This window comes from Neorhizobium alkalisoli, from assembly GCF_007829835.1.
Taxonomy (GTDB): domain Bacteria; phylum Pseudomonadota; class Alphaproteobacteria; order Rhizobiales; family Rhizobiaceae; genus Neorhizobium.
Genome location: NZ_VIWP01000003.1, coordinates 264,751 through 291,300 on the forward strand (window position 1 = coordinate 264,751; position 26,550 = coordinate 291,300).

At 60.0% G+C, this 26,550-nt stretch carries 25 protein-coding genes; 11 read left to right on the forward strand and 14 right to left on the reverse strand.

The genetic code is table 11. The features are described 5' to 3' along the window. Positions 1–318: 318 nt before the first annotated feature. From metF to ettA, 3 genes are all read right to left on the reverse strand, one after another. Positions 319–1,215: a methylenetetrahydrofolate reductase [NAD(P)H] gene (metF, locus tag FHW37_RS12110; protein WP_145636589.1), complete on the reverse strand. Its 897-nt coding sequence runs from the start codon at positions 1,213–1,215 to the stop codon at positions 319–321. Between the two features lie 10 nt (positions 1,216–1,225). Beyond that, positions 1,226–2,218 (reverse strand): ArsR/SmtB family transcription factor, encoded by a 993-nt coding sequence (locus FHW37_RS12115; protein WP_145636592.1) that lies wholly within the window; start codon positions 2,216–2,218, stop codon positions 1,226–1,228. Positions 2,219–2,367: 149 nt separating this feature from the next. Further along, a complete protein-coding gene (ettA, locus tag FHW37_RS12120) occupies positions 2,368–4,017 on the reverse strand; it encodes an energy-dependent translational throttle protein EttA (protein ID WP_145636594.1) in 1,650 nt (549 codons plus the stop codon). A gap of 336 nt (positions 4,018–4,353) precedes the next feature. Here ettA and FHW37_RS12125 point away from each other — a divergent pair, with 336 nt between their 5' ends. From FHW37_RS12125 to FHW37_RS34470, 5 genes are all read left to right on the forward strand, one after another. Next, positions 4,354–5,298 carry an alpha/beta fold hydrolase gene (locus tag FHW37_RS12125; RefSeq protein ID WP_145636596.1) on the forward strand — a complete coding sequence of 315 codons (945 nt, stop codon included), beginning with the start codon at positions 4,354–4,356 and terminating at the stop codon, positions 5,296–5,298. A gap of 147 nt (positions 5,299–5,445) precedes the next feature. After that, positions 5,446–6,408: a DMT family transporter gene (locus tag FHW37_RS12130; RefSeq protein ID WP_145636598.1), complete on the forward strand. Its 963-nt coding sequence runs from the start codon at positions 5,446–5,448 to the stop codon at positions 6,406–6,408. A gap of 1 nt (position 6,409) precedes the next feature. Then, a complete protein-coding gene (locus FHW37_RS12135) occupies positions 6,410–7,609 on the forward strand; it encodes a CaiB/BaiF CoA transferase family protein (protein WP_145636600.1) in 1,200 nt (399 codons plus the stop codon). Next, positions 7,606–9,255, forward strand: coding sequence for a thiamine pyrophosphate-binding protein (locus FHW37_RS12140; RefSeq protein WP_145636602.1), 1,650 nt, complete (start codon positions 7,606–7,608; stop codon positions 9,253–9,255). Before FHW37_RS12135 ends, FHW37_RS12140 begins: the two co-directional genes overlap by 4 nt. A 61-nt stretch (positions 9,256–9,316) precedes the next feature. Further along, entirely contained in the window at positions 9,317–9,439 is a 123-nt protein-coding gene (locus FHW37_RS34470; RefSeq protein WP_281407247.1) for a hypothetical protein, read from the forward strand. A gap of 74 nt (positions 9,440–9,513) precedes the next feature. On the opposite strand, the gene FHW37_RS12145 is transcribed toward FHW37_RS34470, so the two are convergent. From FHW37_RS12145 to FHW37_RS12155, 3 genes are all read right to left on the reverse strand, one after another. Next, positions 9,514–9,855 (reverse strand): RidA family protein, encoded by a 342-nt coding sequence (locus tag FHW37_RS12145; RefSeq protein ID WP_145636605.1) that lies wholly within the window; start codon positions 9,853–9,855, stop codon positions 9,514–9,516. A 69-nt stretch (positions 9,856–9,924) separates the two neighbouring features. Then, complete coding sequence (locus tag FHW37_RS12150; RefSeq protein ID WP_145636607.1) at positions 9,925–10,263, reverse strand: TIGR01244 family sulfur transferase; 339 nt, start codon at positions 10,261–10,263, stop codon at positions 9,925–9,927. A gap of 76 nt (positions 10,264–10,339) precedes the next feature. Further along, positions 10,340–11,176 (reverse strand): DUF4432 family protein, encoded by an 837-nt coding sequence (locus tag FHW37_RS12155; RefSeq protein ID WP_145636609.1) that lies wholly within the window; start codon positions 11,174–11,176, stop codon positions 10,340–10,342. 214 nt (positions 11,177–11,390) lie between these two features. Between FHW37_RS12155 and FHW37_RS12160 the strand changes: the two genes are divergently transcribed. Continuing rightward, positions 11,391–12,815, forward strand: a complete 1,425-nt coding sequence (locus FHW37_RS12160) for a L,D-transpeptidase (protein WP_145636611.1) — start codon at positions 11,391–11,393, stop codon at positions 12,813–12,815. Positions 12,816–12,915: 100 nt separating this feature from the next. On the opposite strand, the gene FHW37_RS12165 is transcribed toward FHW37_RS12160, so the two are convergent. The 8 genes from FHW37_RS12165 to FHW37_RS12200 form a co-directional block, all read right to left on the reverse strand. Next, positions 12,916–13,629, reverse strand: a complete 714-nt coding sequence (locus FHW37_RS12165) for a ParA family protein (protein ID WP_145636613.1) — start codon at positions 13,627–13,629, stop codon at positions 12,916–12,918. Between the two features lie 208 nt (positions 13,630–13,837). Next, on the reverse strand, positions 13,838–14,983 hold the full coding sequence (locus FHW37_RS12170; RefSeq protein WP_145636615.1) for an iron-containing alcohol dehydrogenase: 1,146 nt from the start codon (positions 14,981–14,983) through the stop codon (positions 13,838–13,840). After that, a complete protein-coding gene (locus FHW37_RS12175) occupies positions 14,980–16,365 on the reverse strand; it encodes an aldehyde dehydrogenase family protein (protein WP_145636617.1) in 1,386 nt (461 codons plus the stop codon). Before FHW37_RS12175 ends, FHW37_RS12170 begins: the two co-directional genes overlap by 4 nt. Before the next feature lie 18 nt (positions 16,366–16,383). Then, complete coding sequence (locus FHW37_RS12180) at positions 16,384–16,800, reverse strand: type II toxin-antitoxin system VapC family toxin (RefSeq protein WP_145636619.1); 417 nt, start codon at positions 16,798–16,800, stop codon at positions 16,384–16,386. Continuing rightward, a complete protein-coding gene (locus FHW37_RS12185; RefSeq protein WP_145636622.1) occupies positions 16,793–17,278 on the reverse strand; it encodes a helix-turn-helix domain-containing protein in 486 nt (161 codons plus the stop codon). The genes FHW37_RS12180 and FHW37_RS12185 overlap by 8 nt, the downstream gene beginning before the upstream one ends. Before the next feature lie 83 nt (positions 17,279–17,361). Further along, the gene (locus tag FHW37_RS12190) at positions 17,362–18,732 is read right to left on the reverse strand and encodes a glutamine synthetase family protein (protein ID WP_145636624.1); all 1,371 of its coding nucleotides are present in this window, start codon (positions 18,730–18,732) and stop codon (positions 17,362–17,364) included. 73 nt (positions 18,733–18,805) lie between these two features. Beyond that, positions 18,806–20,305: an amino acid permease gene (locus tag FHW37_RS12195; RefSeq protein WP_145636626.1), complete on the reverse strand. Its 1,500-nt coding sequence runs from the start codon at positions 20,303–20,305 to the stop codon at positions 18,806–18,808. A gap of 138 nt (positions 20,306–20,443) precedes the next feature. Next, positions 20,444–21,220, reverse strand: coding sequence for an N-formylglutamate amidohydrolase (locus tag FHW37_RS12200; RefSeq protein WP_145636628.1), 777 nt, complete (start codon positions 21,218–21,220; stop codon positions 20,444–20,446). A gap of 171 nt (positions 21,221–21,391) precedes the next feature. Between FHW37_RS12200 and FHW37_RS12205 the strand changes: the two genes are divergently transcribed. From FHW37_RS12205 to FHW37_RS12225, 5 genes are all read left to right on the forward strand, one after another. Then, a complete protein-coding gene (locus tag FHW37_RS12205) occupies positions 21,392–22,282 on the forward strand; it encodes a MurR/RpiR family transcriptional regulator (RefSeq protein WP_145636629.1) in 891 nt (296 codons plus the stop codon). Positions 22,283–22,418: 136 nt separating this feature from the next. Beyond that, a complete protein-coding gene (locus FHW37_RS12210; RefSeq protein WP_145636631.1) occupies positions 22,419–23,522 on the forward strand; it encodes an ABC transporter substrate-binding protein in 1,104 nt (367 codons plus the stop codon). An 83-nt stretch (positions 23,523–23,605) separates the two neighbouring features. Continuing rightward, positions 23,606–24,481 carry an ABC transporter permease gene (locus FHW37_RS12215; protein ID WP_145636633.1) on the forward strand — a complete coding sequence of 292 codons (876 nt, stop codon included), beginning with the start codon at positions 23,606–23,608 and terminating at the stop codon, positions 24,479–24,481. A 10-nt stretch (positions 24,482–24,491) separates the two neighbouring features. Continuing rightward, positions 24,492–25,280 carry an ABC transporter permease gene (locus FHW37_RS12220; RefSeq protein ID WP_145636636.1) on the forward strand — a complete coding sequence of 263 codons (789 nt, stop codon included), beginning with the start codon at positions 24,492–24,494 and terminating at the stop codon, positions 25,278–25,280. A 12-nt stretch (positions 25,281–25,292) separates the two neighbouring features. Continuing rightward, entirely contained in the window at positions 25,293–26,354 is a 1,062-nt protein-coding gene (locus tag FHW37_RS12225; protein WP_145636638.1) for an ABC transporter ATP-binding protein, read from the forward strand. Positions 26,355–26,550: the final 196 nt, after the last annotated feature.

Sequence of the window (26,550 nt, forward strand, 5' to 3'; positions counted from 1 at the left end):
ACGAAAATCTGCTGAAGCAATCGGGCCCCTCGTCGTCGCGCTGCAGCATAGAATCCGCTTTTCATCCGTCAAAAAACGGACATAAAGTTTAACGGTCAACGCAAGGAGGCAGATATGGGACGCACATATCCTCTGAATGTCCTGGTGGTTGGTGCAGCATTTGTCTTCGTAGCCTCGATGCTTTTCATCTAGGCCACCTGGTGCACCTTAAGGTCATTGGCATCCAAGACCGCTTGATATGATCCGCAATTAGAAAAGCGCATGTTCCGGGGTTGGAGCATGCGCTTTTTTCTTAGATCTCGATAAATCAGGACCAGATCAGGCCGCGGCGACGACCTTGGCGTCGGCGCGCTTGCGACCTAGCTGCTCCAGCACGGCGCCCACCAGCGGCGAGCGGTTCATCGTGTAGATGTGGAAATCCTTGAGGCCACGGCGCATCAGGTCCTCGATCTGCTCTGCTGCAACGTCGGCCGCCACTTCGGCGCGCTGTTCCGGCTTGTCATCCAGACCTTCGAAACGGCGATCCAGAAACTCCGGCACGGAGGCACCACAGCGTTTGGCAAAACGCTTCAGCTGCGTCAGGTTCTGGATCGGCATGATACCCGGCAGAACCGGGATCTTGATACCGGCCTTATGGACACCCTCGAGATAACGCTCGAAAACATCATTGTCGAAGAAGAACTGGCTGAGCGCCCGATGCGCGCCGGCATCGGCCTTGCGCTTCAACGTATCGATATCGGCAGCCATATCCGGGCTTTCCGGGTGCTTCTCCGGATAGGCCGAGACGGAGACGTCGATATCGCCATACTCGACCAGCATGCGCACCAGTTCCGACGTGTCGGTGAAACCTGCGGGATGCGGCGTATAGGTCGTACCGATACCGGTCGTCGGATCACCGCGCAGGGCAACGATGCGGCGCACGCCGGCGGCGCGGTATTCATCGACGACGGCACGAACCTCATCCTTTGACGCATCGACACAGGTCAGGTGCGCCGCGGTCGAGAGGCTCGCATCGTCGATCATCCGCCGGACTGCGGCAAGCGTCGGCTCGCGGGTGGAACCGCCGGCACCGTACGTGACGGTGACGAAACCGGGCTGCCAGGCGGAAAGTTCGCCAACGGCTTCCCAGAGCTGCGCCTCCATCTCTTCGGATTTCGGCGGAAAAAATTCGAAGGAGAGGCCGAATTCATCGCGGGCAGCGGTCTTGGTGTCCATGATGGGGCTCCTATACGGATTCAGTTTCGGCGGCACGGGCGCCGGCAATCAAAAGGCGTCTGTCGCGAGCGAGCCAGACGGTGACGGTCAAGGCACCTTCGCGGCCGGGGCTGAGATCGATCACCTGTTCGACATCGAGCCCGAAGCGGTTCAGCCATTCGCTGACGGCCTGATGCGAGAAGCCGAGGCGCACATGCGCATGCTCGTCCCGCAGGTGTTCCAGCGCATGCGGCGCGAAATCGACGATCAGCAGGCGCCCGCCGGGCCGCAGAACGCGGGCCGCCTCGGCGATGGCGAGATCCGGCCGATCGAGAAAGTGCAGGACCTGATGGATCGTGACGAGATCGAAATCCTGCCCTTCGACAGGCGGATTGAGAATATCACCATGCCGGACGGAGGCTTTTACGATGCCTTCACGGTCCAGATTGGCGCGAGCGACGGCCAGCATGTCACGGCTGGCATCGACACCGATCGCCCGGCGATATTGCTTGGCGAGAAGCTGCAGGATCCAGCCGGTGCCGGTACCAAGGTCGAGCAGAGAATCGACCGGCGACGGGCCGACCAGACGCAGCAACGCCTCTTCCACGGTCTCGTCGCTGGCATGCAGGCGGCGAAGCTCGTCCCACTGGGACGCGTTGCGGCTGAAATAGGCTTGTGCGCGGGTAGCACGCTGCGCCTTGACGGCGGCCAGACGCTCGCCATCGCGCATCAGGATCGGATCGTCGACGGAAACGGCCGCGAGCAGCGTGCGGATCAGCGCCGCCGCCTCGCCTTCCTGCCGCAGCCGGAAATAAGCCCAGGCGCCTTCCTGGTAACGCTCGATCAGCGCCTCTTCGGTCAAAAGCTTCAGATGCCGCGAGATACGGGGCTGCGACTGGCCGAGAATTTCGGTAAGATCAGTGACCGTCAGGTCACCCGCTGCAAGAAGCGCCAGAAGACGGTACCGCGTCGGCTCGCCTGCCGTCTTCAAGACGTCCACCAAAATGTCGAGACCCAGTCCCAAAGCGCCCTCACTCCTTAATCAACATATAAAGATATGTTTATGTGATTTTCGGGAGTGACGCAAGAGCCATCCGCAAACGAAACGGGCAAAGCTCACATGAAAAGACCCGGCCGAGCCGGGTCCCTTCGAATGTCATCGGTTGTTTTGGCTCAGCGCGTCAGGCGTTTGTGAGCCTGGCTGCCGGGGTTCAGCGCATCCGGGCCGAGACGGCGAACCTTGTCTTCTTCATAGTCCTCGAAGTTGCCTTCGAACCATTCGACATGGCCATCACCTTCGAAAGCGAGGATGTGGGTCGCCAGACGGTCGAGGAACATGCGATCGTGGCTGATGATGATCGCGCAGCCTGCAAAGGCTTCGAGCGCGCTTTCAAGAGCGCCGAGCGTTTCCGTATCAAGGTCGTTGGTCGGTTCGTCGAGCAGGAGAACGTTGCCGCCGGCCTTCAGCATCTTGGCAAGGTGAACGCGGTTGCGCTGACCACCCGAGAGATTGCCGACCTTCTGCTGCTGATCGCCACCCTTGAAGTTAAAGGCACCGCAATAGGCACGGGAGTTCATGTCGAACTTGCCGAGCTTGATGACTTCGGCGCCACCGGAAATTTCTTCCCAGACGGTCTTGTTGCCGTCCAGCGCATCGCGGCTCTGGTCGACATAACCGAGGTGAACCGTGTCACCGACGCGGATCGTGCCGGCATCCGGCGCTTCCTGGCCGGTGATCATCTTGAACAGGGTCGACTTGCCGGCACCGTTCGGGCCGATAATGCCGACGATACCGCCCGGCGGCAGCTTGATCGACAGGTCGTTGATCAGCGTGCGGCCGTCAAAGCCCTTCTTGATGCCTTCCAGCTCGATGACGACATTGCCGAGGCGCTCGGAGACCGGAATGATGATCTGCGCATCGCCGGGCCGGATGTTCTCGGCCGCGTCAACCAGCTGTTCATAAGCCTTGATACGCGCCTTGGACTTGGCCTGACGGGCCTTCGGGCTGGATGCGATCCATTCCTGTTCGCGCGACAGAGCCTTCTGGCGGCCGGCTTCTTCGCGGGCTTCCTGCTGCATGCGCTTGGCCTTGGCACCCAGATAGGCGGAATAATTGCCTTCATAGGGAATGCCGCGGCCGCGGTCGAGCTCGAGAATCCAGCCGGTGACGTTGTCGAGGAAGTAGCGATCGTGGGTGATCATCATCACGGCGCCGGGGTAATCGCGCAGGTGCTTTTCCAGCCAGGCGATCGTTTCCGCGTCAAGATGGTTGGTCGGTTCGTCGAGCAGCAGCAGGTCCGGCTGCGACAGAAGCAGGCGGCAGAGTGCGATACGGCGGCGTTCACCACCCGAGAGATTTTCGACCTCGGCATCCTTCGGCGGGCAATGCAGCGCTTCCATCGCCATCTCGACCTGCTGTTCCAGGTCCCAGAGGTTCTGGCTGTCGATGATGTCCTGGAGCTTTGCGCCTTCTTCGGCGGTCTCGTCGGAATAGTTCATCATCAGTTCGTTATAGCGGTCGAGCACAGCCTGCTTGTCGGCCACACCTTCCATGACGTTTTCGAACGCGGTCTTGTTCGGGTCGAGCTTCGGTTCCTGCTCCAGGTAACCGACGGTCGCACCTTCGGCGAGCCAGGCTTCGCCGGTATATTCCTTGTCCTGGCCGGCGATGATGCGCAGCACGGTCGACTTACCGGCGCCGTTCGGGCCGAGAATACCGATCTTGGCATCCGGGTAGAAGGACAGGTTGACGTTCTCGAGGATCTTCTTGGCGCCGTAAGACTTGTTCAGTCCCGACATGTGGTAGATGAATTGGCGTGCCATGGGTTGAATATGCTCCGGGGCGAATTTCGACTGGCGTAATGGGTTTGCCGCTATGTAGGCGAAGATGTGCCGCGGGGCAACGCCAGCCATGCCGAAAGCCGCGCTTTCAACGCCTTAATCCATATCATTGCAGCTTCGCATGGTCGATGCGGAACAGCTGGAACGGATTGCTGGGATCATTTGACGCAGGATCGGGGTCGCCCGTCATCATCCCACTCATTCCCCATCAAATTCATCCATAAATGCAAGCTTTTAAGATTGCGCTACATCAGGCCGTCTGCAACAAGTCCATCAGGAAGCGACCACGGAACATTCCGGATGGCCGCCGGAGGAAATATGTTCGAAAAGACTGAACGTCTGAAGAGCCCGACCGGCGCAAGCATTGCCTATCGCCATCATTCGGCAAAGGATCTGCCACGCGGCATTTTGATCATCTCGCATGGTCTGGCAGAACATTCCCGACGTTACGCATCCTTCGCCTGCGGCATGGCGGAACACGGTTTTCAGGTCTACGCCTTCGATCATCGCGGCCATGGCGAAACCACGGCGAGCGACGCGCCGATCGGCCGCTTTGCGTTACGAGAAGGTGAAAACCTTGTCATCAGCGACCTCATTGCGATGCGGGATCTAGCGGCACGCGCTCACCCTGGCCTGCCCGTGGTTCTTTTCGGCCATTCCATGGGCGGCCTGATCGCTCTCAATGCCGCCATCAACCACCCGCGCAGTTTCGACGCGCTCGCCATCTGGAATTCGAATTTTCATCCCGGCGCGGCCGGCCGTGCCGCCCAGGTGATCCTGCTTGCCGAACGCGCGCTGAAAGGCTCGGATGTGCCAAGCGGCCTTTTGCCAAAACTCACCTTCGAAGCCTGGGGCAAATCGATATCCGGCCACCGGACGCTGTTCGACTGGTTGAGCCATGATCCGGCAGCGGTAGATGCCTATGTCGGCGATCCGCTCTGCGGCTTCGATGCCAGCGTTTCGCTCTGGCTCGATCTTTTCCGGCTGACCTTTCGTGGCCCGAAGATGATCGACCGGCTTGACCGAAAGCTGCCGATCCACCTCGTCGGCGGCGAAGACGATCCGGCGACCAATGGTGGTCAGGAGATCGCCTGGCTGGGCAGGCATTTCGAAAAAAGCGGATTCTCCGACGTATCGGTAAAAATCTGGCCGAAAACCCGGCACGAAACGTTGAACGATACCGTTCGGCGCAAGGCAGTAGCGGAATTCGCCGCCTGGGCAACAAGCGCCCTGCCACAAACCGCAGCGACGATCAGAGCCTGAACAAGCTCGCGCTACCATTTTACCTATGGCGGAAAAGCGCTGGAGCCGACGAATTCGCCGGATATCCGAGCGGCTGATACGCGAACGGAATGAGTTCATGACATTTCATCAAGTGCACCCGGCACGGCTCGCGGCTATAGCAGAAACATGAGCGCCGCATCGCCCCATCCCGCTGTTTCCTCCGCCCCCGGAATCACGACCGGGCTTGGCCTGATGATCGTCGCCATGATTTTCGCGCCGGTCATGGACATTTTCTCGAAGCTTGCCGCAGCCGATGCATCACCGACCCTGATCACCGCAGCGCGGTTTTTCTTCCAGGCGCTCTGCATGGCACCGATTGTCCTGTGGACCGGAACCTGGCGAAATTTTTCGCTCCGAAAAAACCTCAGCCACGCGATCCGCGCAGCCGTAATCACGCTGTCCATGATCTGTTTCGTCGCGACCCTTGCGGTCATGGATGTCGCGGATGCGGTGGCGATCTTCTTTGTCGAACCAATCATCCTGACGGTTCTCTCCAGCATATTCCTGAACGAGACGATCGGCTGGCGACGTTATACCGCCTGTGGTGTCGGTTTTCTCGGCGCCATGATCATCATCCGTCCGAGTTTTCAGGAAATCGGCTACGTCGCGCTGCTGCCGATCGTCACCGCCTTTTGTGTCGCCATCTTCGCCTTGATGACCAAGGCGCTTGCGCACAAGGAAGATCCCTGGTCGATGCAATTCCAGATGTCACTCTGGGGCGTGCTGATCTGCGCCGTGCTGCTGCTCGGCGGCTGGGCTGCCGATATCGGTTTCCTTGCCCCGTCGCTGCCACATCCGACGACCTTTATCTGGCTGGTCTGCGTCGGCATTTTTGCCGCCCTGTCCGGCATATTTGCGGTCTATGCCTATCGGGCGGCCCCAGCCTCGGTCATTGCACCGCTGCAATATTTCGAGATCGTCTCGGCGACCCTGTTCGGCTGGCTCGTATTCGACGCGTTTCCAGACGCGATAAAATGGCTGGGCATCGCAATCATCATCGCCTCCGGCCTCTATATCATCTGGCGCGAGCGCAAGGTCGCCTCGATGAAACCCGTGACCAATACCGCCAACAGCTCGATTGTTCCCTGACATGACAAACACCGACAAGAAGCCGCCGCTCGCCGGCATCCGTGTCCTCGAACTTGCCCGCGTGCTGGCCGGTCCCTGGGCGGGCCAGATGCTCGCCGATATGGGCGCCGACGTGATCAAGGTGGAAAATCCCGATGGCGGCGACGACACCCGCGCCTGGGGCCCACCCTTCGTCGAAAGCGTCGACGGCGAAAATCTCTCGGCCGCCTATTATCACTCCACCAACCGCGGAAAACGCTCGATCGCCGTCGATCTGAAGACAGAAGAAGGCCAGGACATCGTGCGGCGTCTGGCGGCACAGTCGGATGTGGTGATCGAAAACTTCAAGCTCGGTGGCCTCAAGAAATACGGGCTCGACTATGAGAGCCTGAAAGCCGTCAATCCAAAACTGATCTACTGCTCGATCACCGGCTTCGGCCAGGACGGCCCCTACGCCAATCTGGCGGGTTACGACTATATCGTCCAGGGTATGTCCGGCTTCATGTCGATCACCGGCGAGCCGGATGGCCAGCCGATGAAGGCCGGCGTTGCCATCGCCGACATCTTTACCGGCATCTATGCCGTCACCGCCATACAGGGCGCGCTCATCCATGCCATGCGCTCAGGCGAAGGCCAGCATGTCGATATGGCCCTGCTCGACGTCATGTCGGCCGTGCTTGCCAACCAGAACATGAACTATCTGATCTCCGGGATTGCGCCGGTCAGGCTCGGCAATGCCCATCCGAACATTTCGCCCTATGAAGTGATCCCGGTTCTGGATGGCCATATCATTCTTGCGGTCGGCAATGACGGCCAGTTCCGCCGCTTCTGCCGCATTCTCGGTATCGAGGCCGTTGCCGACGACGAGCGTTACGCGACCAACAAAGCCCGCGTCGCCCACCGCGTCGAGGTCCGCAGCCTGCTGCTCGCCGAAACGGCGAAATGGACGAAGGTGGATCTCCTGAAGGCCTGCGGCGAAAATGCCGTACCGGTCGGCCCGATCAACACGATCGGCGAGATGTTCGAGGATCCGCAGGTCAAGGCACGTGGCCTGCGTGTCGATCTCGAGGCAGCCGATGGCACCGTCATTCCGGGCGTCAGGACACCGATCGTCCTGTCGGAGACCCCCCTATCCTACCACCGCCCAAGCCCGAAGGTGGGAGAACATACTCAGGAAATCCTGGCAGAACTGAATGCAATCGAGGAGGAGAAAAATCGATGAAGACCGGCGGAGAACTGATCGTCGAGGCATTGAAGGCGAATGGCGTCAAACGCGTTTCCTGCGTGCCGGGAGAAAGCTATCTCGCCGTGCTCGACGCGCTGTATGAAAGCGGCATCGAAGTCCTCGTCTGCCGCCAGGAAGGCGGCGCTGCCATGATGGCCGACAGCTGGGGCCGGCTCACCGGCGAACCCGGCATCTGCATGGTCACCCGCGGCCCCGGCGCCACCAATGCGTCGGCCGGCCTGCATGTCGCCAAGCAGGATTCGATCCCGATGATCCTGTTCGTCGGCCAGATCGGCCGCGACATGAAAGAGCGCGAGGCGTTTCAGGAAGTCGAATATCGCCGTGCCTTCACCGAATTCGCCAAATGGGTCGGCGAAATCGACGATGCCCGCCGCATTCCGGAATTCGTTACCCGCGCCTTTGCGGTCGCAACCTCCGGCCGCCCTGGCCCGGTCGTGCTGACCCTGCCGGAAGACATGCTGACCGAAGCCGTCGAGGCCGTGCAGGCGCGTCCCTACACGCCCGTTGAAAGCCATCCCGGTCAGAGCCAGATTGCCGAATTCGAGAAGATGCTGAAGGCAGCCCAGCGGCCCATGGTCATTCTCGGCGGCACGCGCTGGAACGAACAGGCCGTCGCCGATTTCCAGGCCTTTGCCAGCAAGTTCAAGCTGCCGGTCGGATGCTCCTTCCGTCGCCAGATGCTGTTCGATCACCTGCATCCCTCCTATGCGGGCGATGTCGGCATCGGCATCAATCCGGCGCTGGCAAAAGAGATCAAGGATTCCGACCTGCTGATCCTGATCGGCGCCCGCATGTCGGAAATGCCCTCCTCCAGCTATACGCTGCTCGACATTCCCTATCCGAGCCAAAAACTCGTACATGTCTTCCCTGACCCGGAAGAACTCGGCCGCCTCTATCGGCCGGATCTGGCCATCTGCGCTGCGCCGGCTGAATTCGTCGCAGCCCTCAATGATCTCGAACCGCCGGCCCTGCCGCTCTGGGCAGAGCGCAAGTCGGCCATGCACGACGCCTATCTGAAATGGTCGACGCCGCCGGAAAGCGGCCCCGGCCCGGTCAAGATGGGTCCGATCATGGACTGGATCGAAGCGAACGTGCCCGACAACGCCATCTTCACCAATGGCGCCGGCAATTACGCCACCTGGCTGCATCGTTTCCACCGTTTCCGGAAATACAACACCCAGTCCGCACCGACCTCCGGCTCGATGGGTTACGGGCTACCGGCCGCAGTCGCCGCAAAACAACTGTTTCCGGAACGCGAAGTCGTCTGCTTTGCCGGTGACGGCTGCTTCATGATGCACGGGCAGGAATTCATCACCGCCGTGCGTTACGGCCTGCCGATCATCACCGTGCTGGTCAATAACGGCATCTACGGCACGATCCGCATGCATCAGGAGCGGGAATATCCGGGCCGCGTCAGCGGCACCGATCTCGTCAACCCGGATTTCGTCGCCTATGCCAAGGCCTTTGGCGGCCATGGCGAGCTGGTGGAAAAGACCGAGGATTTCGGCCCGGCTTATCTTCGCGCCCGCGAAAGCGGCCTGCCTTCCATCATCGAGGTCAGGCTCGATCCGGAAGCGATCACCCCTGCCCGCACGCTGACGCAGATCCGCGAACGCCGTTGATACCTTGAGCAAATGCTCAGAGATCGAAGGAACTTTTCATTTGCCATGTCGTTGATACGGCATGGCAAATGATACGAAACGAAAAGCTCTCGGTGGCATGTCGACCTTCGTCGCGGTCATCTTCCTTATCGCTCTCGCCCTGGCTGCCTTTTATCTTTTCGGCATGACCCCGGGCGAGGCCTGATCGAAAGACATGAAAAAGGGCCCGGCGAAAAATCGCCGGGCCCTTTTTATTATCCGGGTGATACCGGAAAAGAATCAGATCGCCGCGGTGACGACGAATTCAACCTTGTACTTCGGTGCAGCGAGCTTGGCTTCGCTGGTGGCGCGGGCCGGCGTGTTGGCCGGGTCGACCCAGGCTTCCCAGGCAGCGTTCATTTCGCCGAAATAGGACATGTCGGAGAGGTAGATGATCGTCTGCAGGATCTTCGACTTGTCGGTGCCGGCAGCCGCGAGCAGGCGATCAACTTCGCCGAGCGCGTCCTTGCACTGTTCGGTGACGGTTTCGCCATCGCCGACCTGGCCAGCGAGGTAGACCGTGTTGCCGTGGACGACGGCGCCGCTCATGCGGACGCCCGGTTCGATACGCTTGATGCTCATGGATATGCTCCTGAATGCTGAGCTTTGGGGATGCACGACACGCTTAAGGCGCCGTGCGCGAAAAGAAAATCAGCCGCGCAGGCGCTGGCTCTGTTCGTAGATCGCGGTCGAGCGGGCGCCGGAGCGGCAATAGCCCAGCATCGGCTTCTGAAAGTCTTCGACGGCATCGACCATTTCGGTCACGCCTTCCGGCGTCAGGCCCATGCGGCCGACGGGGATATGACGGATCTGGATGCCGAGTTCTTCGGCCCGTGCGGCGATATCGGCGAAATAGGGCTGGCCCGGCTCTTCCTCGTCAGGACGGTTGCAGACGATGGACTTGAACCCATCGGCCTTGATCTGGTCGAGGTCCTCGACGGTGATCTGGCCGGAAACGGAATACTCATCGTTGATCTTGCGGATATCCATGTCGGAACCCTCCATTTTTTGATGCGGCGCCAGCTTTACGATGGCGATCCGGAAGCGTCAATCAGGCGCCGGGAACTTAGACGAAGCTGAAGCACAAGCCGTATTCGATGCTCTGCCCAGGCTGAAGAATGACGAACTCTCCTGCCTCCTCAAGTTCGGCACGGCTCGCCAGCCGATGCGAGACCGGCTCGATGCCGAGCACATGCGCCGGCGCCTTCTGGTTTCGCCAGACCTGCAGGTAAGGCAGCGTATCGGTGCGGAACCTGACCTTGAGCGACAGACCATCCAGCGCCGCTATCGGGCCCAGCACGACCTCCGCCCAGGGCTCACCCTCTTCCCGTGCAGGGACACAGAAGACGCTGCCCGGTTCCGGTCCGAAATTCCACGGCAGGCTCCCGCCCTCGATCATCGATCCCGACAATTTCACACCATCGTCGAACAGCCAGGCTCCGATATTCATGTGGTACATGTGGAAGAATGGCAGCGGCCGGTCCTCGGTATTGACGACCCTGTCGGAAAGCCAGACCTCGCCCGTCTCCGCATCGATCCGCCAATGGCGCTCCAGAACGGCCTCGCCGCCATCCGCACGAGAAACCCTGATCTGCGCATGGCAATCCGCATCTCCTTGCGCGTCCCAGAAGAGGATTTCAGCCGGATTGGAGGAGAAGGATCCATGCAACGGGTATCTGGCACCATCGCTGCGTCCCACGATCGGCTGCGGATGGCGGATGTGATCTGGCCCGCAGGTGAACAGAAAACCTTCCAGCGAGTGATCGATCCTTGGATCGCCGTCGTCCGGGATGGCGCGCCCCGGCGCAATATCTACCCCTGCGACCAGACATGCTCCGATATCGAGAACGGAACTCTCGTCGAGATGGATGACCGGCCCCTTGCCGCTCGATAATGCCTTCATGACCATGCTCCTCCCCCTGAATTCATCAAACTTATACCGGCATCAAATCCGTCTCGCCGGATCGTGATTAAATTTAACGGTACATTCATGACGAATTCACTTTTTTCACACTACCGTCAAATTTACCTTGTCTGAGCAAATCGACACAGGACGGGAACCACGCACAAGGTTTTTGGCTTAAGTGTAGACGCAAATTGTTACTTTCGGTGAAAACGTGAAGCGCCTCATTCTTGCAACGATCAGCCTTTCCATCTCGACTGCCGCTTTCGGCGTGCAAATGGCGCAGGCACAGAGCGGCGGTTATTATCGCGAACCGCAGTCCACCGTGCTGGTCGCGCCCGACGGCGCCATTCTCGATTACATGCCGGATCGGCGCGACGTCATCATCAGCCGTGACGGCATGGGGCGGCGCGTCTATATCGACCGTTCCGGCAATATCGTTGCCACCGAGATGCGGCAGGACACGCGCCGGCCGGTCGCCGCCGACCAGTATCCGCCGGCACCCGGCGGCTACCGCAACATGCGCAATCTCGGCGGCTATCAGCCGGGTTACGCGGACCAGAACACCAATGGCGGCGGTTATCGCGACTACCGGCAATATCGCGGAGAACCCGGTGATGTCACCGGCGGCATACCCGGCCAGGGTTCGGTGACCCGCCTGCCGCTCGATGGCCAGCAACAGCAGCAGCAAGGTCTCGACCCGAACTATTCGCAGGAAGCTTCGATCGATCCGGACCAGCAGCCGGCGCTGGAGCCGCAGCATGACGCAAAGCCGGTCATCACGGTCAGGAACAAGCCGCAGGCCGAAATTGCAGCGCTGCAGGTCTTTCTCGACCGCGAAGGCATTTCGCCCGGCGTGATCGACGGTCATCTCGGTGACAACGTCAACAAGGCGATCGCCGCCTGGCAGGAAATGACCGGCGAGACGCTGGACCCGAACAATTCCGAAGAGATCATGCAGCGCCTGACCTATTCCGGCGGCCTGCCGATCATCGACTATACGATTTCGCCCGCAGACGCGGCCGGCCCCTATGTCGCCTCCATTCCGGAAGATTACGCCCACAAGGCGCAGCTGCCGGCCATGTCATATACGTCGGTCACCGAAAAACTGGCCGAGCAGTTCCATATGGACGAGGGCTACCTGAAGGCGCTCAACCCGAATGTCGATTTCACCATTCCCGGCACGACCATCAAGGTCATCAATCCCGGCAAGCCGAAGACCGGTCAGGTCACCCGTATTCTTGCCGACAAGGGCAAGAAGCAGGTTTTTGCCTATGGTGCCGACGGCCAGCTGATCTCCGCCTATCCGGCAACGATCGGTTCCACCGACACGCCCTCGCCGAGCGGCATGCACACGGTCGAGCGGATCGCGTTTGATCCGGGCTACACCTACAATCCGAAGATCAACTTCACGCAGGGCAACAATACCCAGATCCTGCAGATCCCGCCGGGCCCGAACGGTCCGGTCGGCTCGATCTGGATCGCGCTTTCCAAACCGACCTACGGCATTCACGGCACGCCGGAACCGTCGAAAATCGGCAAGACCAACAGCCATGGCTGTATTCGCCTGACCAACTGGGATGCGACGGAACTGGCCAAGATGGTGAAGCCGGGAACAACGGTCGAATTCGTCGACTGACGAAAGAAACATCCCCATAAACGAACGGGGCCGGCATCGCTGCCGGCCCTGTTTTCGTTGAAGCTGCGGGCTGAACGCAGCTTCCGAAATCATTTTGCGATCAGGCAGCCCTGCGACCGAATGGGAAGACGCGCGAGGTGGACCGGATGATCCGCACCGGCATCAGCCGCATCACTTCCTGTGCGAAGGAAAGCGCGTTGTCCCTGGCTTTTTCCAGATTGCCCGCCTTTTGCGGATCGAGCGTGTGCAGCGTGCCGCCGGTCTCGAACAGTTCCTTGAAAGCGATGCGTTCGCCGATCGGCGTATCGAGCACGTTAACGCCGCGCGAGGCGAGCAGGCCCTTGATGGCGAGAAGCGCCTTGGTGGTGACCATGGATGTGACGCGGGTCAGGACGACGGAATGGGCGATATCGAGATTGGCCTTTTCCTTCATCAGCGCGAGCAGATCGAGGATCTGCGCACCGCCCTTGGCATCCATGGCCGACCCCTGCACCGGGATCATCACGTGATCGGAGAGGCCGATCGCCGTCGTCACCAGCGCATCACGGGCTCCGGCGAGATCGATGATGAAATAGTCGGTGCGGGATGCCATTTCCCGCAAGTGACATTGCAGCGAGGCAATCGTTATTTCCGAGATCACCTCGATATTGCGCACCGGCCCGGAGATTTCCTTCCATTGGGTGATCCAGCGCTGCGGATCGGCGTCGATGACGGTGATGCGATAACCCTGCTGGGCAAGCTCGGTGGCGAGCAGAAGTGCGGCGGTGGTTTTACCGGCACCACCCTTGGCATTGGCGAACGAAATTACTGGCATTTCTGTCCTCGAAGGAAACCTGAGCCGCATCGCTCGCGAGGACACCTCAAAAGCATGGTGTCGTAAGCGCATCCTTTCCAAACATGGTTAACGGATGATTAATTTGCACCCACCTACAATTACTCCACAAGATTATGGCACCGATAAAAACGCATAAAACCCAGAGGCTTGCGCCTCCGGGTTTCGTTAATGGCCAGGCTTTCGATGTTCAGAAGCAGTCGAGCAGCAGCGCCCTGGTGTTCTCCAGCGTCATCGGCACCGGATTGCCGCCGCAGCTCGGGTCTTCGATCGCCATGGCCGCCAACTCGTCGATTCGGTCAGGCTTGATCCCCATCGCCGTCAGATTGTCCGGCACCCCGAGCTCGGAACGAAGTGAAAGCACGTAATTATAAAACCCGTCAAAGCCGCCCGAAATGCCGAGATACGCGCTGGCGCGGGCGATCTTCTCCTCGATTGCTGGGCGGTTGAAACGCAGCACGGCCGGCATGACGACGGCATTGGTCATGCCGTGATGGGTGTTGTAGACGGCGCCGATCGGGTGCGACAGAGAATGGATGGCGCCAAGCCCCTTCTGGAAGGCAACCGCGCCCATGGCCGCGGCCGACATCATGTTCGTGCGTGCTTCCAGATCCTGCCCGTCCCTGAAGGCGAGCGGCAGAAACTCTTTCACCAACCGCATGCCTTCGAGCGCAATGCCGCCCGACATCGGGTGATAGAAAGGCGAGGAATAGGCTTCCAGGCAATGGGCAAAGGCATCCATGCCGGTACCGGCAGTGATCGCCTTCGGCATGCCGACCGTCAGTTCCGGATCGCAGATCACCACGCCGGGCAGAAGTTTTGGATGAAAAATGATCTTCTTCACATGGGTTGCGGAATTGGTGAGCACCCCTGCCCGGCCGACTTCCGAACCGGTTCCGGCAGTCGTCGGCACGGCGACGATCGGCGCAATCTTCGAAGCATCGGCACGCGTCCACCAGTCGCCGATATCCTCGAAATCCCAGACCGGCCGTGTCTGCCCTGCCATGAAGGCGATCAGCTTGCCGAGATCCAGGCCCGAGCCACCGCCGAAGGCAACCACACCGTCATGGCCCCCATCCTTGAAGGCCTTGATGCCGGCCTCAAGGTTCTTCTCGTTCGGATTGGGATCGACATCTGCAAAGATCGCCCGGCCCAACCCGGCCTCATCGAGAATATCGAGCGCATGGCCGGTGATCGCCATCGCCGCCAGTCCCCGGTCAGTGACCAGAAGCGGGTTTTTCAGGCCAAGCGTCTTGCAGGCATCCGCCAATTCCTTGATGCGGCCGCGGCCAAGCTTGATCGCGGTCGGGTAGCTCCAGTTGGCTGTGATGTTCATGACGTGGCCTTCTTCAGATGATAGGATTTCGGGCGGGTGAGATTGTGGAAACCGAGAACCGAGAGCGAACCGCCGCGCCCGGTTTCCTTGACGCCGGTCCAGACGAGCGCCGGGTCGAGATAGTCGCAGCGGTTCATGAAGACGGTACCCGTCTCGATCTCCGCGCCGATCCGCCCTGCCCGTTCCGCATCCTTCGTCCAAAGCGATGCCGTTAGCCCGTAACGGCTGTCATTCATCAGCTGGATCGCTTCCGCATCATCCTTCACCTTCATGATGCCGACAGCCGGCCCAAACGTCTCCTCGCGCATGAACGGCATGGAGTGGTCGACATCAACGAGGACCTGCGGCGCGAGATAGGCGCCGCCATCATCTGCCGGGAACAGTTTGGGATCGACCAGCGCCTTGGCGCCCTTCGACACGGCGTCGGAAATTTGCTCGCGCACCGCCTTAGCGAACCGCTTGTTGGCCATCGGTCCAAGCGTCGTCTCCGTATCGAGCGGATTGCCGAGCCTGTAGTTCGACACCCAGGCGACCGACTTTTCGACGAAGGCGTCGTAGAGCTTTTCGTTCACATAGATGCGCTCGATACCGCAGCAGCACTGGCCGGAATTATAGGTCGCGCCATCCATCAGCGTGTCGACGGCAGCGTCGAGATCGGCATCCTCCATCACATAGCCCGGATCCTTGCCGCCGAGCTCCAGCCCGATACCGGTAAACGTGCCGGCCGCCGCCCGCTCGATCGCTCGTCCGCCTTCGACGGAGCCTGTAAAGTTGATGAAGTTGAAAAGCCCCTCGCCGATCAGCTTTGCCGTCGTCTCGTGATCGAGAAAGACATTTTGGAACACGTCTTCCGGCACGCCGGCCTCGACGAAGGCGCGCACCATGCGCTCGCCGACCAGCAGCGTCTGCGCCGCATGCTTAAGGATGACGACATTACCCGCCATCAGCGCCGGCGCCACCGTGTTGATGGCCGTCATATAGGGATAGTTCCAGGGCGCGATGACGAAAACGACGCCATGCGGTTCACGCTCGATCCGGCGCTCGAAGGACGCGCTGTCTTCGATGCGCAGTGGTGCCAGCGCATCCGCCGCGATCGACGCGACATAGTTCGAGCGCTCGTTAAACCCCTTGAACTCGCCGCCGTAACGCACCGGCCGCCCCATCATCCAGGCGAGTTCCGGCACGACCTCGTCGACCATTTCGTTGAGCCGGGCGACGCCCTTCAGCACCAGCTGCACCCGCTCCTCCAGCGGCCGTTTCGCCCAGGCTTTTTGCGCCTTGCGGGCTCGCCCGACGGCGGCCGAGGCCTCTTCATAAGGCATCGCCGGCCGCTCGGCATAAACCGAGCCGTCGACCGGCGAAATGCATTGGATGATTGTCATGAAACTCCTCCGGATAAATCAGCAGGCCAGCGTGCGGACATGGCCCGCAGCGCCGTAATCGAGAATAGCGCGGTCGCGCGTGATGATGGTGAGGTCGTGTTCGCGAGCGGTGGCGATCAGGATGCGGTCAATCGGGTCCTTGTGAATCGGCTTGGGCAGAAAGGAAGAGGCGATGAAGATCGCCGAACTGACCGGTTGCTCGACAAAACCTGCATCGCGCAGATAGTCGTCATACCATTGCTGGGCCGGCCTGCTTTCATGGATACGCCCCCTCGCCAGCAGCATACCCATCTCCCACGCTGTCGCCGCGGATACGAAGGCAGGAATGCCACGTTCCCGGCTTTGCCCCAGAGAAGACAATGCCTCGGAGGCCAGATCCTGTTTCTGGGACATCCAGATCACGAAACACGTATCGACGAGAAACGGACTATTCATTGTAGAGCTTCTCGCCCCATTCATAACCGTCCCAGTCCATCGGCGCGGTCAGATCCACGCCCGGCATGACGGTGATCGTCCCCTTCATGCAGCCATAGGCGGGATGCAGCTCAACGAGTGTCCCATCCTCTTTTTCCATCCAGCGCTTGCCGTCCTTGTAGATAATGTCCTCTTCGCCGAACATCTTCCGAGACGGATCCGGATCCGGCGGACCGCTGCCCGCAGAATACGATTCCTGCTTTCGCTCGCCCAAGCCGTAAAACTCTCCCTCGCCGCGGCGATGGATCGCGACGACTTCCAAAGGAACACTCAGAAAAGCAGAAACCCCATCCTGCTCCTCGGCGCTCATCTTGCGCTCGCCCTTCAGCATGCGCGAGACGGAACTCGGGTCGAGGTTCAGGTAGCGGGCAAGCTCGCTGGCGGAAGAACCGTTTTCCTTGAGCTTTTTGTAGAACCAGTCGCTGTCGATCTTTGCCATGGCATCAATCTCCGATAAGCAGAATTCAACCTAGGCGATTATCGAGAAAAACTCAACAATCACACCGCCGAATTGCGATTATCTCAAGCCCTCTCGAAGCCACGCGCCACTTCCCAATCGGTCACCCGCCGGTCGTATTCCTCCTGTTCCCAGCGTGCGGCGCGGACATAATGGTCGATGACATCGTCGCCGAAAGCGCCGCGCAGCAGTTGCGAGCCATCGAGCAATGCCGTTGCATCACGCAGCGTTTTGGGGATTTCGCGGATTTCCTTGCCCATATAGGCGTCGCCGACAAAGGCAGGTTCCAGCTCCAGCTTCTTCTCGATGCCGTCCATGCCGGCCGCAAGAAGGGCTGCCATGGCGAGATAGGGATTGAGATCCGAGCCGCCGACCCGGCATTCGATGCGGATTCCCTTCGTCTCCTCGCCGCAGAGACGATAACCCGCGGTGCGATTGTCCTTCGACCAGACGGCCTTGGTCGGCGCGAACGTGCCGGCCATGAAGCGCTTGTAGGAATTGATATAGGGCGCGAGGAAATAGGTGATCTCGCCGGCATGGGCGAGCAGGCCTGCAATATAGTGGCGCATCACATCCGACATGCCGTGCTGGCCAGCCTTGTCGAAAAACAGCGGCGTCGTGCCGTCCGCGCTCCAGAGGGACTGGTGAATATGAGAGGAACTGCCGGCCGCCGAGTAATTCCACTTAGCGAGGAAGGTGATCGCTTTGCCCTTGCCCCACGCGATCTCCTTGGCGGCATTCTTGATGATCGCATGCCTATCGGCCATGGTCAGCGCATCGGCGTAACGGACGTTGATTTCCTCCTGACCGGGGGATGCCTCGCCCTTGGAATTTTCGACCGGAATGCCGGCGCCCTGCAGGCCGGTGCGGATCGCCCGCATCACCTCTTCTTCCTTGGTGGTCTGAAAAATGTGGTAGTCCTCGTTATAGGCGCTGGCGAGTTTCAGGTTGCGGTATCCGCCTTCCCGGGCGCTGTCATAGGTCTGGTCGAACAGGAAAAATTCGAGCTCGGTCGCCATGAAGGCCGACATGCCCATGTCCTTCAGCCGCGCCACCTGCTTCTTTAGCATCGCCCGCGGCGAATGCGGCACTTCTTCATGGGTATGGTGATCATAGACGTCGCAGAGAACCAGCGCAGTACCTTCGAGCCAGGGCAGTTTGCGCAGGGTCGAAAGGTCGGGCTTCATCGTATAGTCGCCATAACCCTGCTCCCAGCTGGACGACTTGTAGCCGGAGATCGTCTCCATTTCGAGATCGGTCGCCAGCAGGTAGTTGCAGCTATGGGTCTCGTGATAGGCGCTCTCGACGAAATATTCCGCCTGGAACCGCTTGCCCATCAACCTTCCCTGCATATCGACGAGCGCTGCAATGACGGTATCGATGCGGCCGGCGGCGACATCGAGCTTCAGGTCGTCGAAGGAATAGCTGCTGCTCATGATTGGTCTTCCCTCCCGAGGAAAATGAAAGATGCGGCCCGCACAAAGCGAGCCGCATCGATTGATGTGGAGATCAGGCGAGCGAAGCTGCCTGCTTGTGTTCCATGGCGAATTCCTCTTCCGGAGAGAGGATCAGCCGGTGGCGACCGACGATCGCGAAATAGGCGATCGCCAGGGCAAACCACAGAACGACCCAGAGCACGCCCTTGGTGAAGTTCGGATCCTGGATCTGGTAGAAGAGCGTTACGACGGCGATGATGATCGTCAGCACGGCGCCGGGAATGCCGAGCGGCGAGCGGAAAGGCCGCTCGATATTCGGCAGTTTCTTGCGCAGGATGATGAAGGAGATCGCCTGCATGATGTAGGAGAACATGGCGCCGAACACCGCCATATTGAGCAGCACGCTGCCGATAATGCTGCCGCCCTGTTCTGCGCCGAGCGAGAACCAGATGACCAGCATGACCGCAAGGCCGACTGCAGCACCGGCACCCATAGCCACATAAGGCGTCTTGAACGTCGGATGCGTGACCGAAAGCACGGTCGGGAAATAACCGGCGCGAGACAGCGAGTAGATCTGCCGGCCCTGCGCATAAAGGATCGTGTGGAAGCTCGCGATCAGGCCGGTCAGCGCGACGAGACCGAGCACGACCACGCCACTATCGCCATAGACCGCCTTGAACCCGTCGAGCAGCGGCTCCAGCGCCGAACCAAGATGGAAGGCGCCGACGCCCGGCAAAGACGGGTTCAGCAGCACGATCATGAAGGCCGATAGCATCAGCGTCAGCATGCCGAGAATGATGCCCTTCGGCATGTCACGCTTCGGATCGACGGATTCTTCCGCGGCCAGCGGCAACTGCTCGATGGCGAGGAACAGCCAGACGGCAAAGGGCAGCGTCGCGAGAACGCCCGAAAAGCCGAAGGGGAACCACGAGCCATTGCCTTCCGGAAGCTCGATTGCAGCCCCATCAGGACCAACGCCGATATTCAGCGCCCAACGCGAAAAGTTCATGTTGGGAATGGCGCTGATCCAGAAGAAGACGAGGACGGCGAGCGAAATCACCGTGATGACCAGCGTTACCTTGAACGACAGTTCCAGGCCGAACACGTTGAGGCCCAAGAAGATCGCGTAGAAGACGATCCAGATCAGCGGCGAATAGGCCGCGTCGAGCCCGAGGATCGAGTTCACATAGGCGGTGATAAAGGTGACGACGACCGCCGGTGTCAGCACATATTCGACATTTTCGCAAAGGCCGGTGATGAAACCGCCCCAGGGACCCATCGCCGTGCGGGCGAAGGAATAGGCGGCCCCCGTATGCGGCAGAGCCGGGCTCATCTCGGCGATCGAGAAGGTCAGGCCGAGATACATGATGGCGATGATCGTGCCGGCCACCAGCATGCCGCCCCAGCCGCCCGTGGCGAAGCCGAAATTCCAGCCGGAAAAATGTCCTGAAATAACCGCGCCGACGCCGAGTGCCCAAAGCGACCAGACGCCCGCATACCGCGATAACCCGCGTTTTTCGAAATAGGATGCATCAGCCTTCTTGTAGCTGACGCCGGAAGATGAACTTTCCATGCCCTTCTCTCCTGATAAAGAAATGGGCGGCCGGCCGTCATGGCCTGCCACACCCCCAGTATGAAATTTCCCGCATCGCCCGCTTTTATCGGTGTCGATGAAGGTCCGCCTTATGCTGTTCCCAATCGTTCGGGGTCTTTATCGCTGGATGTCCGCGAGGCTTTCCCGCAGCAATCCTGTCAAGAAATCGGCCACGACCCCCTGGCCGATTTCGTCTTGTATGAGGTCGTTTCGGATTTCGATCATGACGTTCAAAAGCCCGGCAGGCAGGGCATGAACCTCAAGCGTATGGGTGACGCCATCGGCCGGGCCATAAGGCTCGTTCCGCTGGACGTTAAAAATATTGGTGTCGGCAGCCGCCTCCAGCATGCGATCCGCAAGCCTTTGGTCGGTGTCATGCAGGATGCCGATCTCGACACTGCGCGACTTTCCGAAATAGACCGGCGTAAAGCTGTGGACGGTGACGAGCACCGTGTGCCGCCCCTGCTCTTTTCGGTCGTCAATTTCAGCGCGGATGCGGCCATGAAAAGGCATGTAGAGCGCCGTCGTTCGGCGCGAGCGCTCCTCTTGCGGGAGATTTTCATTGCCGGGAATACGGAAGATTTCGGAGACGTCACGCATGGCCGACGGCGAGTCCGGCGGCCGGTTGCAATCATAGACCAGTCGCGAAAAACGCTGGTAAATCAATACCGCATCGAGATTGCCTGCCATCTGTCGGGCAACAGCCAAAGCGCCCGGATCCCAGGCGATATGCGAGGCGAGCGCTTCTTCGGACAGGCCCAGCGTCCCGTACCGCTGCGGCAGCCGCCGCGACGCATGTTCGCAGATCAGAAGCACATCGCTGCGCCCTCCGGCATTCTCTACGGCAACGGGTTCACCGTCCGTCTCCGTGAAAAAATCCGAGTGCAGCAGCATGAGGAATTCCGCAAAATCTGACCGAACTAAACTCAGAAGAGAATTCTTCACTTCATTCGCGCCGTCAACGCCAAAACTGAAATTTTCTCTTCAAAACCCCGATTGACTTCTTGTAACAAACCGCGGTTAATCATTGTCACAAACCGGCAGAGACCGGAGGGGACAGCTTTCGTGCCGCCAACAGCACGCACCGTTTCGGACGTCATTCGTCTTCGCTACGACGAACTGACGCGTGCGGAAAAACAGTTGGCGGACAGCCTATTGGAGAACTATCCGGTGTCGGGGCTCGGCAGCATCACCACGATTGCGGAAAACGCCGGCGTCTCCACGCCGACCGTTGCGCGCATGGTGCAGAAGCTGGGCTACAAGGGCTATCCGGAATTCCAGGCGCATCTGCATCAGGAACTGGAAGAGACGATTTCGAGCCCGATCGCCAAACATGATCGCTGGGCCTCGAATGCGCCGGGCACCCATATTCTCAACCGTTTTGCCGAAGCGATCACCGCCAATTTGCGCGAAACCCTTTCCGATCTGGACACCGCGACATTCGAGGGCGCGGCAGCACTTTTGCGCGATCGGGAACGTGGGGTCTATTTCGTCGGCGGCCGCATTACCGGGTCACTTGCCGAATATTTCTTCACTCACATGCAGGTCATTCGCCAGAAGACCACGCTGATTTCCTCCAACTCCAGTTCCTGGCCGCAGCATGTCCTGAACATGCGCGCCGGCGACGTCCTGGTGATCTTCGACATCCGCCGCTACGAGCAGGAGATGGCGACGCTGGCCGAAGCTGCGCAGGCGGCCGGCGTCGTCATCGTCTTGTTCACCGACATCTGGACTTCGCCCGTCGCCAAGCGGGCGCAACATGTCTTCAAGGTGCGTATCGAGGCACCCTCGGCATGGGATTCTTCGGTTGTCACATTGTTCGTCGTCGAGGCGCTGATCGAGGCGGTTCAGAGCGCCACGTGGGAGGAAACCCGTGAGCGCATGAACGCGCTTGAAGGCCTTTTCGAACGAAGTCGCCTTTTCCGCCGGCCCGGGCGACAGAGCCGCCTCGATTAACGGCGGCCAAGTACCGGATATCCTTTCAAAAACGCGACGATAATTAGCGGATGATCACGTTGCGAACCTGTCACATACCTTACATGAATCCGCTCTACGAGTTGCGCCAACAAAAACTTCACCCAAGGAGAACAACATGCTGAACAAGACCCAACGTCTGCTCTCCATGACGACCGCAATCGTCATGGCCTCTGCCAGCCTCGCTGCTGCCGAGCCGAGCGCCGATCTGATCGCTGCCGCCAAGAAGGAAGGCACGCTGACCACCATCGCTCTGCCGCACGACTGGTGCGGTTACGGCGACGTCATCGCAGGCTTCAAGGCCAAGTACGGCATCGAAGTCAACGAACTGAACCCGGACGCCGGCTCGGGCGACGAAATCGAAGCCATCAAGGCTAACAAGGGCAACAAAGGCCCGCAGGCTCCTGACGTGATCGACGTCGGCCTCTCCTTCGGCCCGTCCGCCAAGGCCGAAGGCCTGCTGATGCCGTACAAGGTTTCGACCTGGGACAGCATTCCGGACACCGCCAAGGATGCCGACGGCGCCTGGTACGGTGACTATTACGGCGTTCTCTCCTTCGTCGTGAACACCGACATCGTCAAGAACGTGCCGAAGGACTGGGCCGACCTGAAGAAGTCGGAATTCGCTAACTCGATCGCTCTCGCCGGTGACCCGCGCGCTTCCAACCAGGCCGTTCAGGCTGTTTACGCTGCCGGCGTCGCCGCTGGCGAAAAGGACGCGGAAAAGATCGGCGCTGCCGGCCTTTCCTACTTCGCCGAAGTCAACAAGGCTGGCAACTTCGTTCCGGTCATCGGCAAGTCCGCTTCGCTCGCCCAGGGCTCGACCCCGATCGTCGTAGCCTGGGACTATAACGGCCTGTCCTGGCGCGATACGCTGAAGGGCAACCCGCCGGTTGAAGTCGTCGTTCCGAAGACGGGCGTTGTTGCCGGTGTCTACGTTCAGGCGATCTCCGCCTTCGCACCGCACCCGAACGCTGCCAAGCTCTGGATGGAATACCTCTATTCCGACGAAGGTCAGCTCGGCTGGCTGAAGGGCTATTGCCACCCGATCCGCTTCAACGACCTCGCTGCCAAGGGCAAGGTTCCGAAGGAACTGCTCGACAAGCTGCCGCCGGCTGAAGGCTACACCAAGGCCGTCTTCCCGACGCTCGCAGAGCAGGACAAGGGCAAGGCCGCCATCACCACCAAGTGGGATTCGGTCGTCGGCGCCAACGTCAAGTAAGCTCCGCCATCAATCAGCCTTCCCGCGTCCGCGCGGGAAGGCCTTTTTTCATCCGGCACAATCCACCCCGAGTATCGGCCCCCATGAGCACCGCTTCCACGTCCTTTATCGACCGAAAAACCGTCGTCGATTGGCTCGGCATCGCGCCGTTCATGATCTTCGCGCTGATGTTCCTTGTCGTGCCGACGCTTTATCTCGTCACTGGCGCGTTTTTTACGCCTGACGGTGACTTCACCTTCAAGAACATTGCCGACCTGTTCACTCCGTCGATCCTCAGCGCCTACTGGATCTCGATCAAGGTCTCGGTCGCCTCTTCGATCGGCGGCGCGCTGATCGGCTTTTTCCTCGCCTGGGCGATCGTGCTCGGCGGCCTGCCCTCCTGGATCCGCTCAGGGCTCCTCACCTTTTCCGGCGTCGCCTCCAATTTCGCCGGCGTGCCGCTCGCCTTCTCCTTCCTTGCCACGCTCGGACGCACCGGTCTCGTCACCGTTCTGTTGCGCGACTGGTTCGGCTTCAATCTCTACGGAACCGGCTTCAACATCCTGTCCTTCTTCGGCCTCACCATCACCTACATGTTCTTCCAGATCCCGCTGATGGTGCTGATCCTGACGCCGGCACTGGACGGTATGAAGAAGGAATGGCGCGAAGCCTCCGAAATTCTCGGTGCCTCGACCTGGCAATACTGGCGCATGGTCGCTCTGCCGATCCTCTGGCCGAGCCTGATGGGCACGACCCTGCTTCTCTTCGCAAACGCCTTCGGCGCAATCGCCACGGCCTATGCGCTGACCGGTTCCTCGCTCAACATCGTGCCGATCCTGCTCTATGCGCAGATCCGCGGCGACGTCCTGCACAATGCCAATCTCGGTTACGCACTGGCACTCGGCATGATCGTTATCACCGGCATCTCCAACATCCTGTACATCCTGCTCAGGATGCGCGCCGAACGCTGGCAGAAGTGAGGAGCACGCCATGAAGATCAGCAAAATCCTCGCCTGGGTCGCGCTTGCCATCGGCGTTATCTATTTCATCGTGCCGCTGATCGGCACGTTCGAATTCTCGATGCGCATGCGCCGCGGCGCCTATTCCTTCGACGCTTACGACTCGGTCTTCTCGGACATGCAGTTCCGCTCGACCTTCGGCTTCTCGATGTTGATGGCACTGTTCACCATCATCTTCGGCATGCTGCTGATCGTACCGACCGCCTATTGGGTGCGCCTGCGCCTGCCGCAGATGCGGCCGGTCGTCGAGTTCATCACGCTGATGCCGCTGGTCATACCGGCGATCGTCATCGTCTTCGGTTACCTGCGCCTCTACAATTCGTCGTCCTATATTCCCTTCACGGGTTCGATTCAGGGCACGAACATCCTGCTCGTCCTCTCCTACATCACCCTGTCGCTGCCCTACATGTATCGTTCGGTCGATACGGCGATGCGCACGATCGATGTCAGGACGTTGACCGAGGCCGCCGAAATCCTCGGCGCCAAATGGCCGACCATCCTGTTCCGCTGCATTTTCCCTAACGTCATGTCGGGTGTGCTGTCGGGTGCCTTCATCACATTCGCGATCGTCATGGGCGAGTTCACCATGGCGGCCCTGCTCAATCGCCCGGCTTTCGGCCCCTATCTGCAGCTGATCGGCGCCAACAGGGCTTATGAACCGGCGGCGCTCGCCATCATTGCATTCGCCATCACCTGGCTGTCGATGGGCCTTCTCCAGCTCGTCTCCCGCTTCAGCAAAATGACGCCGTCCCGGCCCTAAGGAATTTAATCCATGTCGTTCCTCGTGCTCGATCATCTCAAGAAAAGTTTCGGCCAGACGCAAGTCGTCAAGGATTTCAACATGTCGATCGAGAAAGGCGAGTTCATCTCCTTTCTCGGTCCGTCCGGCTGCGGCAAGACGACCGTCCTGCGCATGATCGCCGGCTTTGAAAGCCCGAGCGACGGCACGATCACCATTAACGGCAAGAACCAGAATGGGCTGAAGACCAACCAGCGCAATATCGGCATGGTCTTTCAGGCCTATGCGCTCTTCCCGAACATGACGGTTTTCGACAATGTCGCCTTCGGCCTCAAGGTCGCCGGCATGCAGAAGTCAGAAATCGAGACGCGCGTGAAGGAGATGCTGAAGCTGATCCATCTCGAACATCTCGCCGATCGCTATCCGTACCAGATGTCAGGCGGCCAGCAGCAGCGCGTCGCCCTTGCCCGCGCCCTTGCGCCAAAACCGCAGGTCCTGCTGCTCGACGAGCCGCTGTCTGCGCTCGACGCAAAGATCCGCGTTTCGCTGCGTGAGGAAATCCGCCAGATCCAGCGGCAGCTCGGCATCACCACCGTCTTCGTCACCCACGACCAGGAAGAGGCGCTGTCGATCTCCGACCGCATCGTCGTGATGAATGCCGGCCGCGCCGACCAGATCGGCACGCCCTCCGACATCTACAACCGCCCGGCTACCCGTTTCGTCGCTTCCTTCGTCGGCACGCTCAACATGATCGAGGCAACCGTCGCCGATCCGGCCGCCAACACCGTGCATATCGGCGAAAACCTGGTGACCCTGCGGGAATCGATTGGCGCGCTGAAGGCCGGCGACAAGCTTTCGATCGCCCTGCGCCCGGAAGCGGGTTCGCTGTCGGAAAGCGCGAAGGGTGATACCTCCCTCACCGGCACCGTTGCTTCCTCGCACTTCCTCGGCTCGGTCGTTCGCACCCGGATCGATGTCGGCGGCACGCTGATTTCCTTCGACATGTTTAACTCACCGGACAAGGCCCTGCCGCAGCCGGGCGAGACCGTGACATTGCGCTTTGCTGCAAGCGATCTTCTGCTCGTCAAGGAATAAGCGTCCGGCCTTAGCGACCATTCCAGCCTGCGGACGGCAAAACAGGATCGCCCGCAGGCAGAACCTGTTGCCATGCAGCATCGGAACACACGCCAAAGCCTTGGGAAACAGACGTTTTGACTTGAAAATGCGGGCCTTATGCCGCATTGCGAAAGGATTGCCCCGGCCCTTTGCCGGCCGGGCCGTCTCGCAGCAA

Bases quoted from the DNA above. Each gene is read 5' to 3' on its own strand.
- metF (WP_145636589.1), bottom strand. From the start codon at position 1,215: ATGGACACCAAGACCGCTGCCCGCGATGAATTCGGCCTCTCCTTCGAA.
- ettA (WP_145636594.1), bottom strand. From the start codon at position 4,017: ATGGCACGCCAATTCATCTACCACATGTCGGGACTGAACAAGTCTTAC.
- FHW37_RS12125 (WP_145636596.1), top strand. From the start codon at position 4,354: ATGTTCGAAAAGACTGAACGTCTGAAGAGCCCGACCGGCGCAAGCATT.
- FHW37_RS12130 (WP_145636598.1), top strand. From the start codon at position 5,446: ATGAGCGCCGCATCGCCCCATCCCGCTGTTTCCTCCGCCCCCGGAATC.
- FHW37_RS12135 (WP_145636600.1), top strand. From the start codon at position 6,410: ATGACAAACACCGACAAGAAGCCGCCGCTCGCCGGCATCCGTGTCCTC.
- FHW37_RS12140 (WP_145636602.1), top strand. From the start codon at position 7,606: ATGAAGACCGGCGGAGAACTGATCGTCGAGGCATTGAAGGCGAATGGC.
- FHW37_RS34470 (WP_281407247.1), top strand. From the start codon at position 9,317: ATGGCAAATGATACGAAACGAAAAGCTCTCGGTGGCATGTCGACCTTC.
- FHW37_RS12145 (WP_145636605.1), bottom strand. From the start codon at position 9,855: ATGAGCATCAAGCGTATCGAACCGGGCGTCCGCATGAGCGGCGCCGTC.
- FHW37_RS12150 (WP_145636607.1), bottom strand. From the start codon at position 10,263: ATGGATATCCGCAAGATCAACGATGAGTATTCCGTTTCCGGCCAGATC.
- FHW37_RS12155 (WP_145636609.1), bottom strand. From the start codon at position 11,176: ATGAAGGCATTATCGAGCGGCAAGGGGCCGGTCATCCATCTCGACGAG.
- FHW37_RS12165 (WP_145636613.1), bottom strand. From the start codon at position 13,629: ATGCCAGTAATTTCGTTCGCCAATGCCAAGGGTGGTGCCGGTAAAACC.
- FHW37_RS12170 (WP_145636615.1), bottom strand. From the start codon at position 14,983: ATGAACATCACAGCCAACTGGAGCTACCCGACCGCGATCAAGCTTGGC.
- FHW37_RS12175 (WP_145636617.1), bottom strand. From the start codon at position 16,365: ATGACAATCATCCAATGCATTTCGCCGGTCGACGGCTCGGTTTATGCC.
- FHW37_RS12180 (WP_145636619.1), bottom strand. From the start codon at position 16,800: ATGAATAGTCCGTTTCTCGTCGATACGTGTTTCGTGATCTGGATGTCC.
- FHW37_RS12185 (WP_145636622.1), bottom strand. From the start codon at position 17,278: ATGGCAAAGATCGACAGCGACTGGTTCTACAAAAAGCTCAAGGAAAAC.
- FHW37_RS12190 (WP_145636624.1), bottom strand. From the start codon at position 18,732: ATGAGCAGCAGCTATTCCTTCGACGACCTGAAGCTCGATGTCGCCGCC.
- FHW37_RS12195 (WP_145636626.1), bottom strand. From the start codon at position 20,305: ATGGAAAGTTCATCTTCCGGCGTCAGCTACAAGAAGGCTGATGCATCC.
- FHW37_RS12200 (WP_145636628.1), bottom strand. From the start codon at position 21,220: ATGCTGCTGCACTCGGATTTTTTCACGGAGACGGACGGTGAACCCGTT.
- FHW37_RS12210 (WP_145636631.1), top strand. From the start codon at position 22,419: ATGCTGAACAAGACCCAACGTCTGCTCTCCATGACGACCGCAATCGTC.
- FHW37_RS12215 (WP_145636633.1), top strand. From the start codon at position 23,606: ATGAGCACCGCTTCCACGTCCTTTATCGACCGAAAAACCGTCGTCGAT.
- FHW37_RS12220 (WP_145636636.1), top strand. From the start codon at position 24,492: ATGAAGATCAGCAAAATCCTCGCCTGGGTCGCGCTTGCCATCGGCGTT.
- FHW37_RS12225 (WP_145636638.1), top strand. From the start codon at position 25,293: ATGTCGTTCCTCGTGCTCGATCATCTCAAGAAAAGTTTCGGCCAGACG.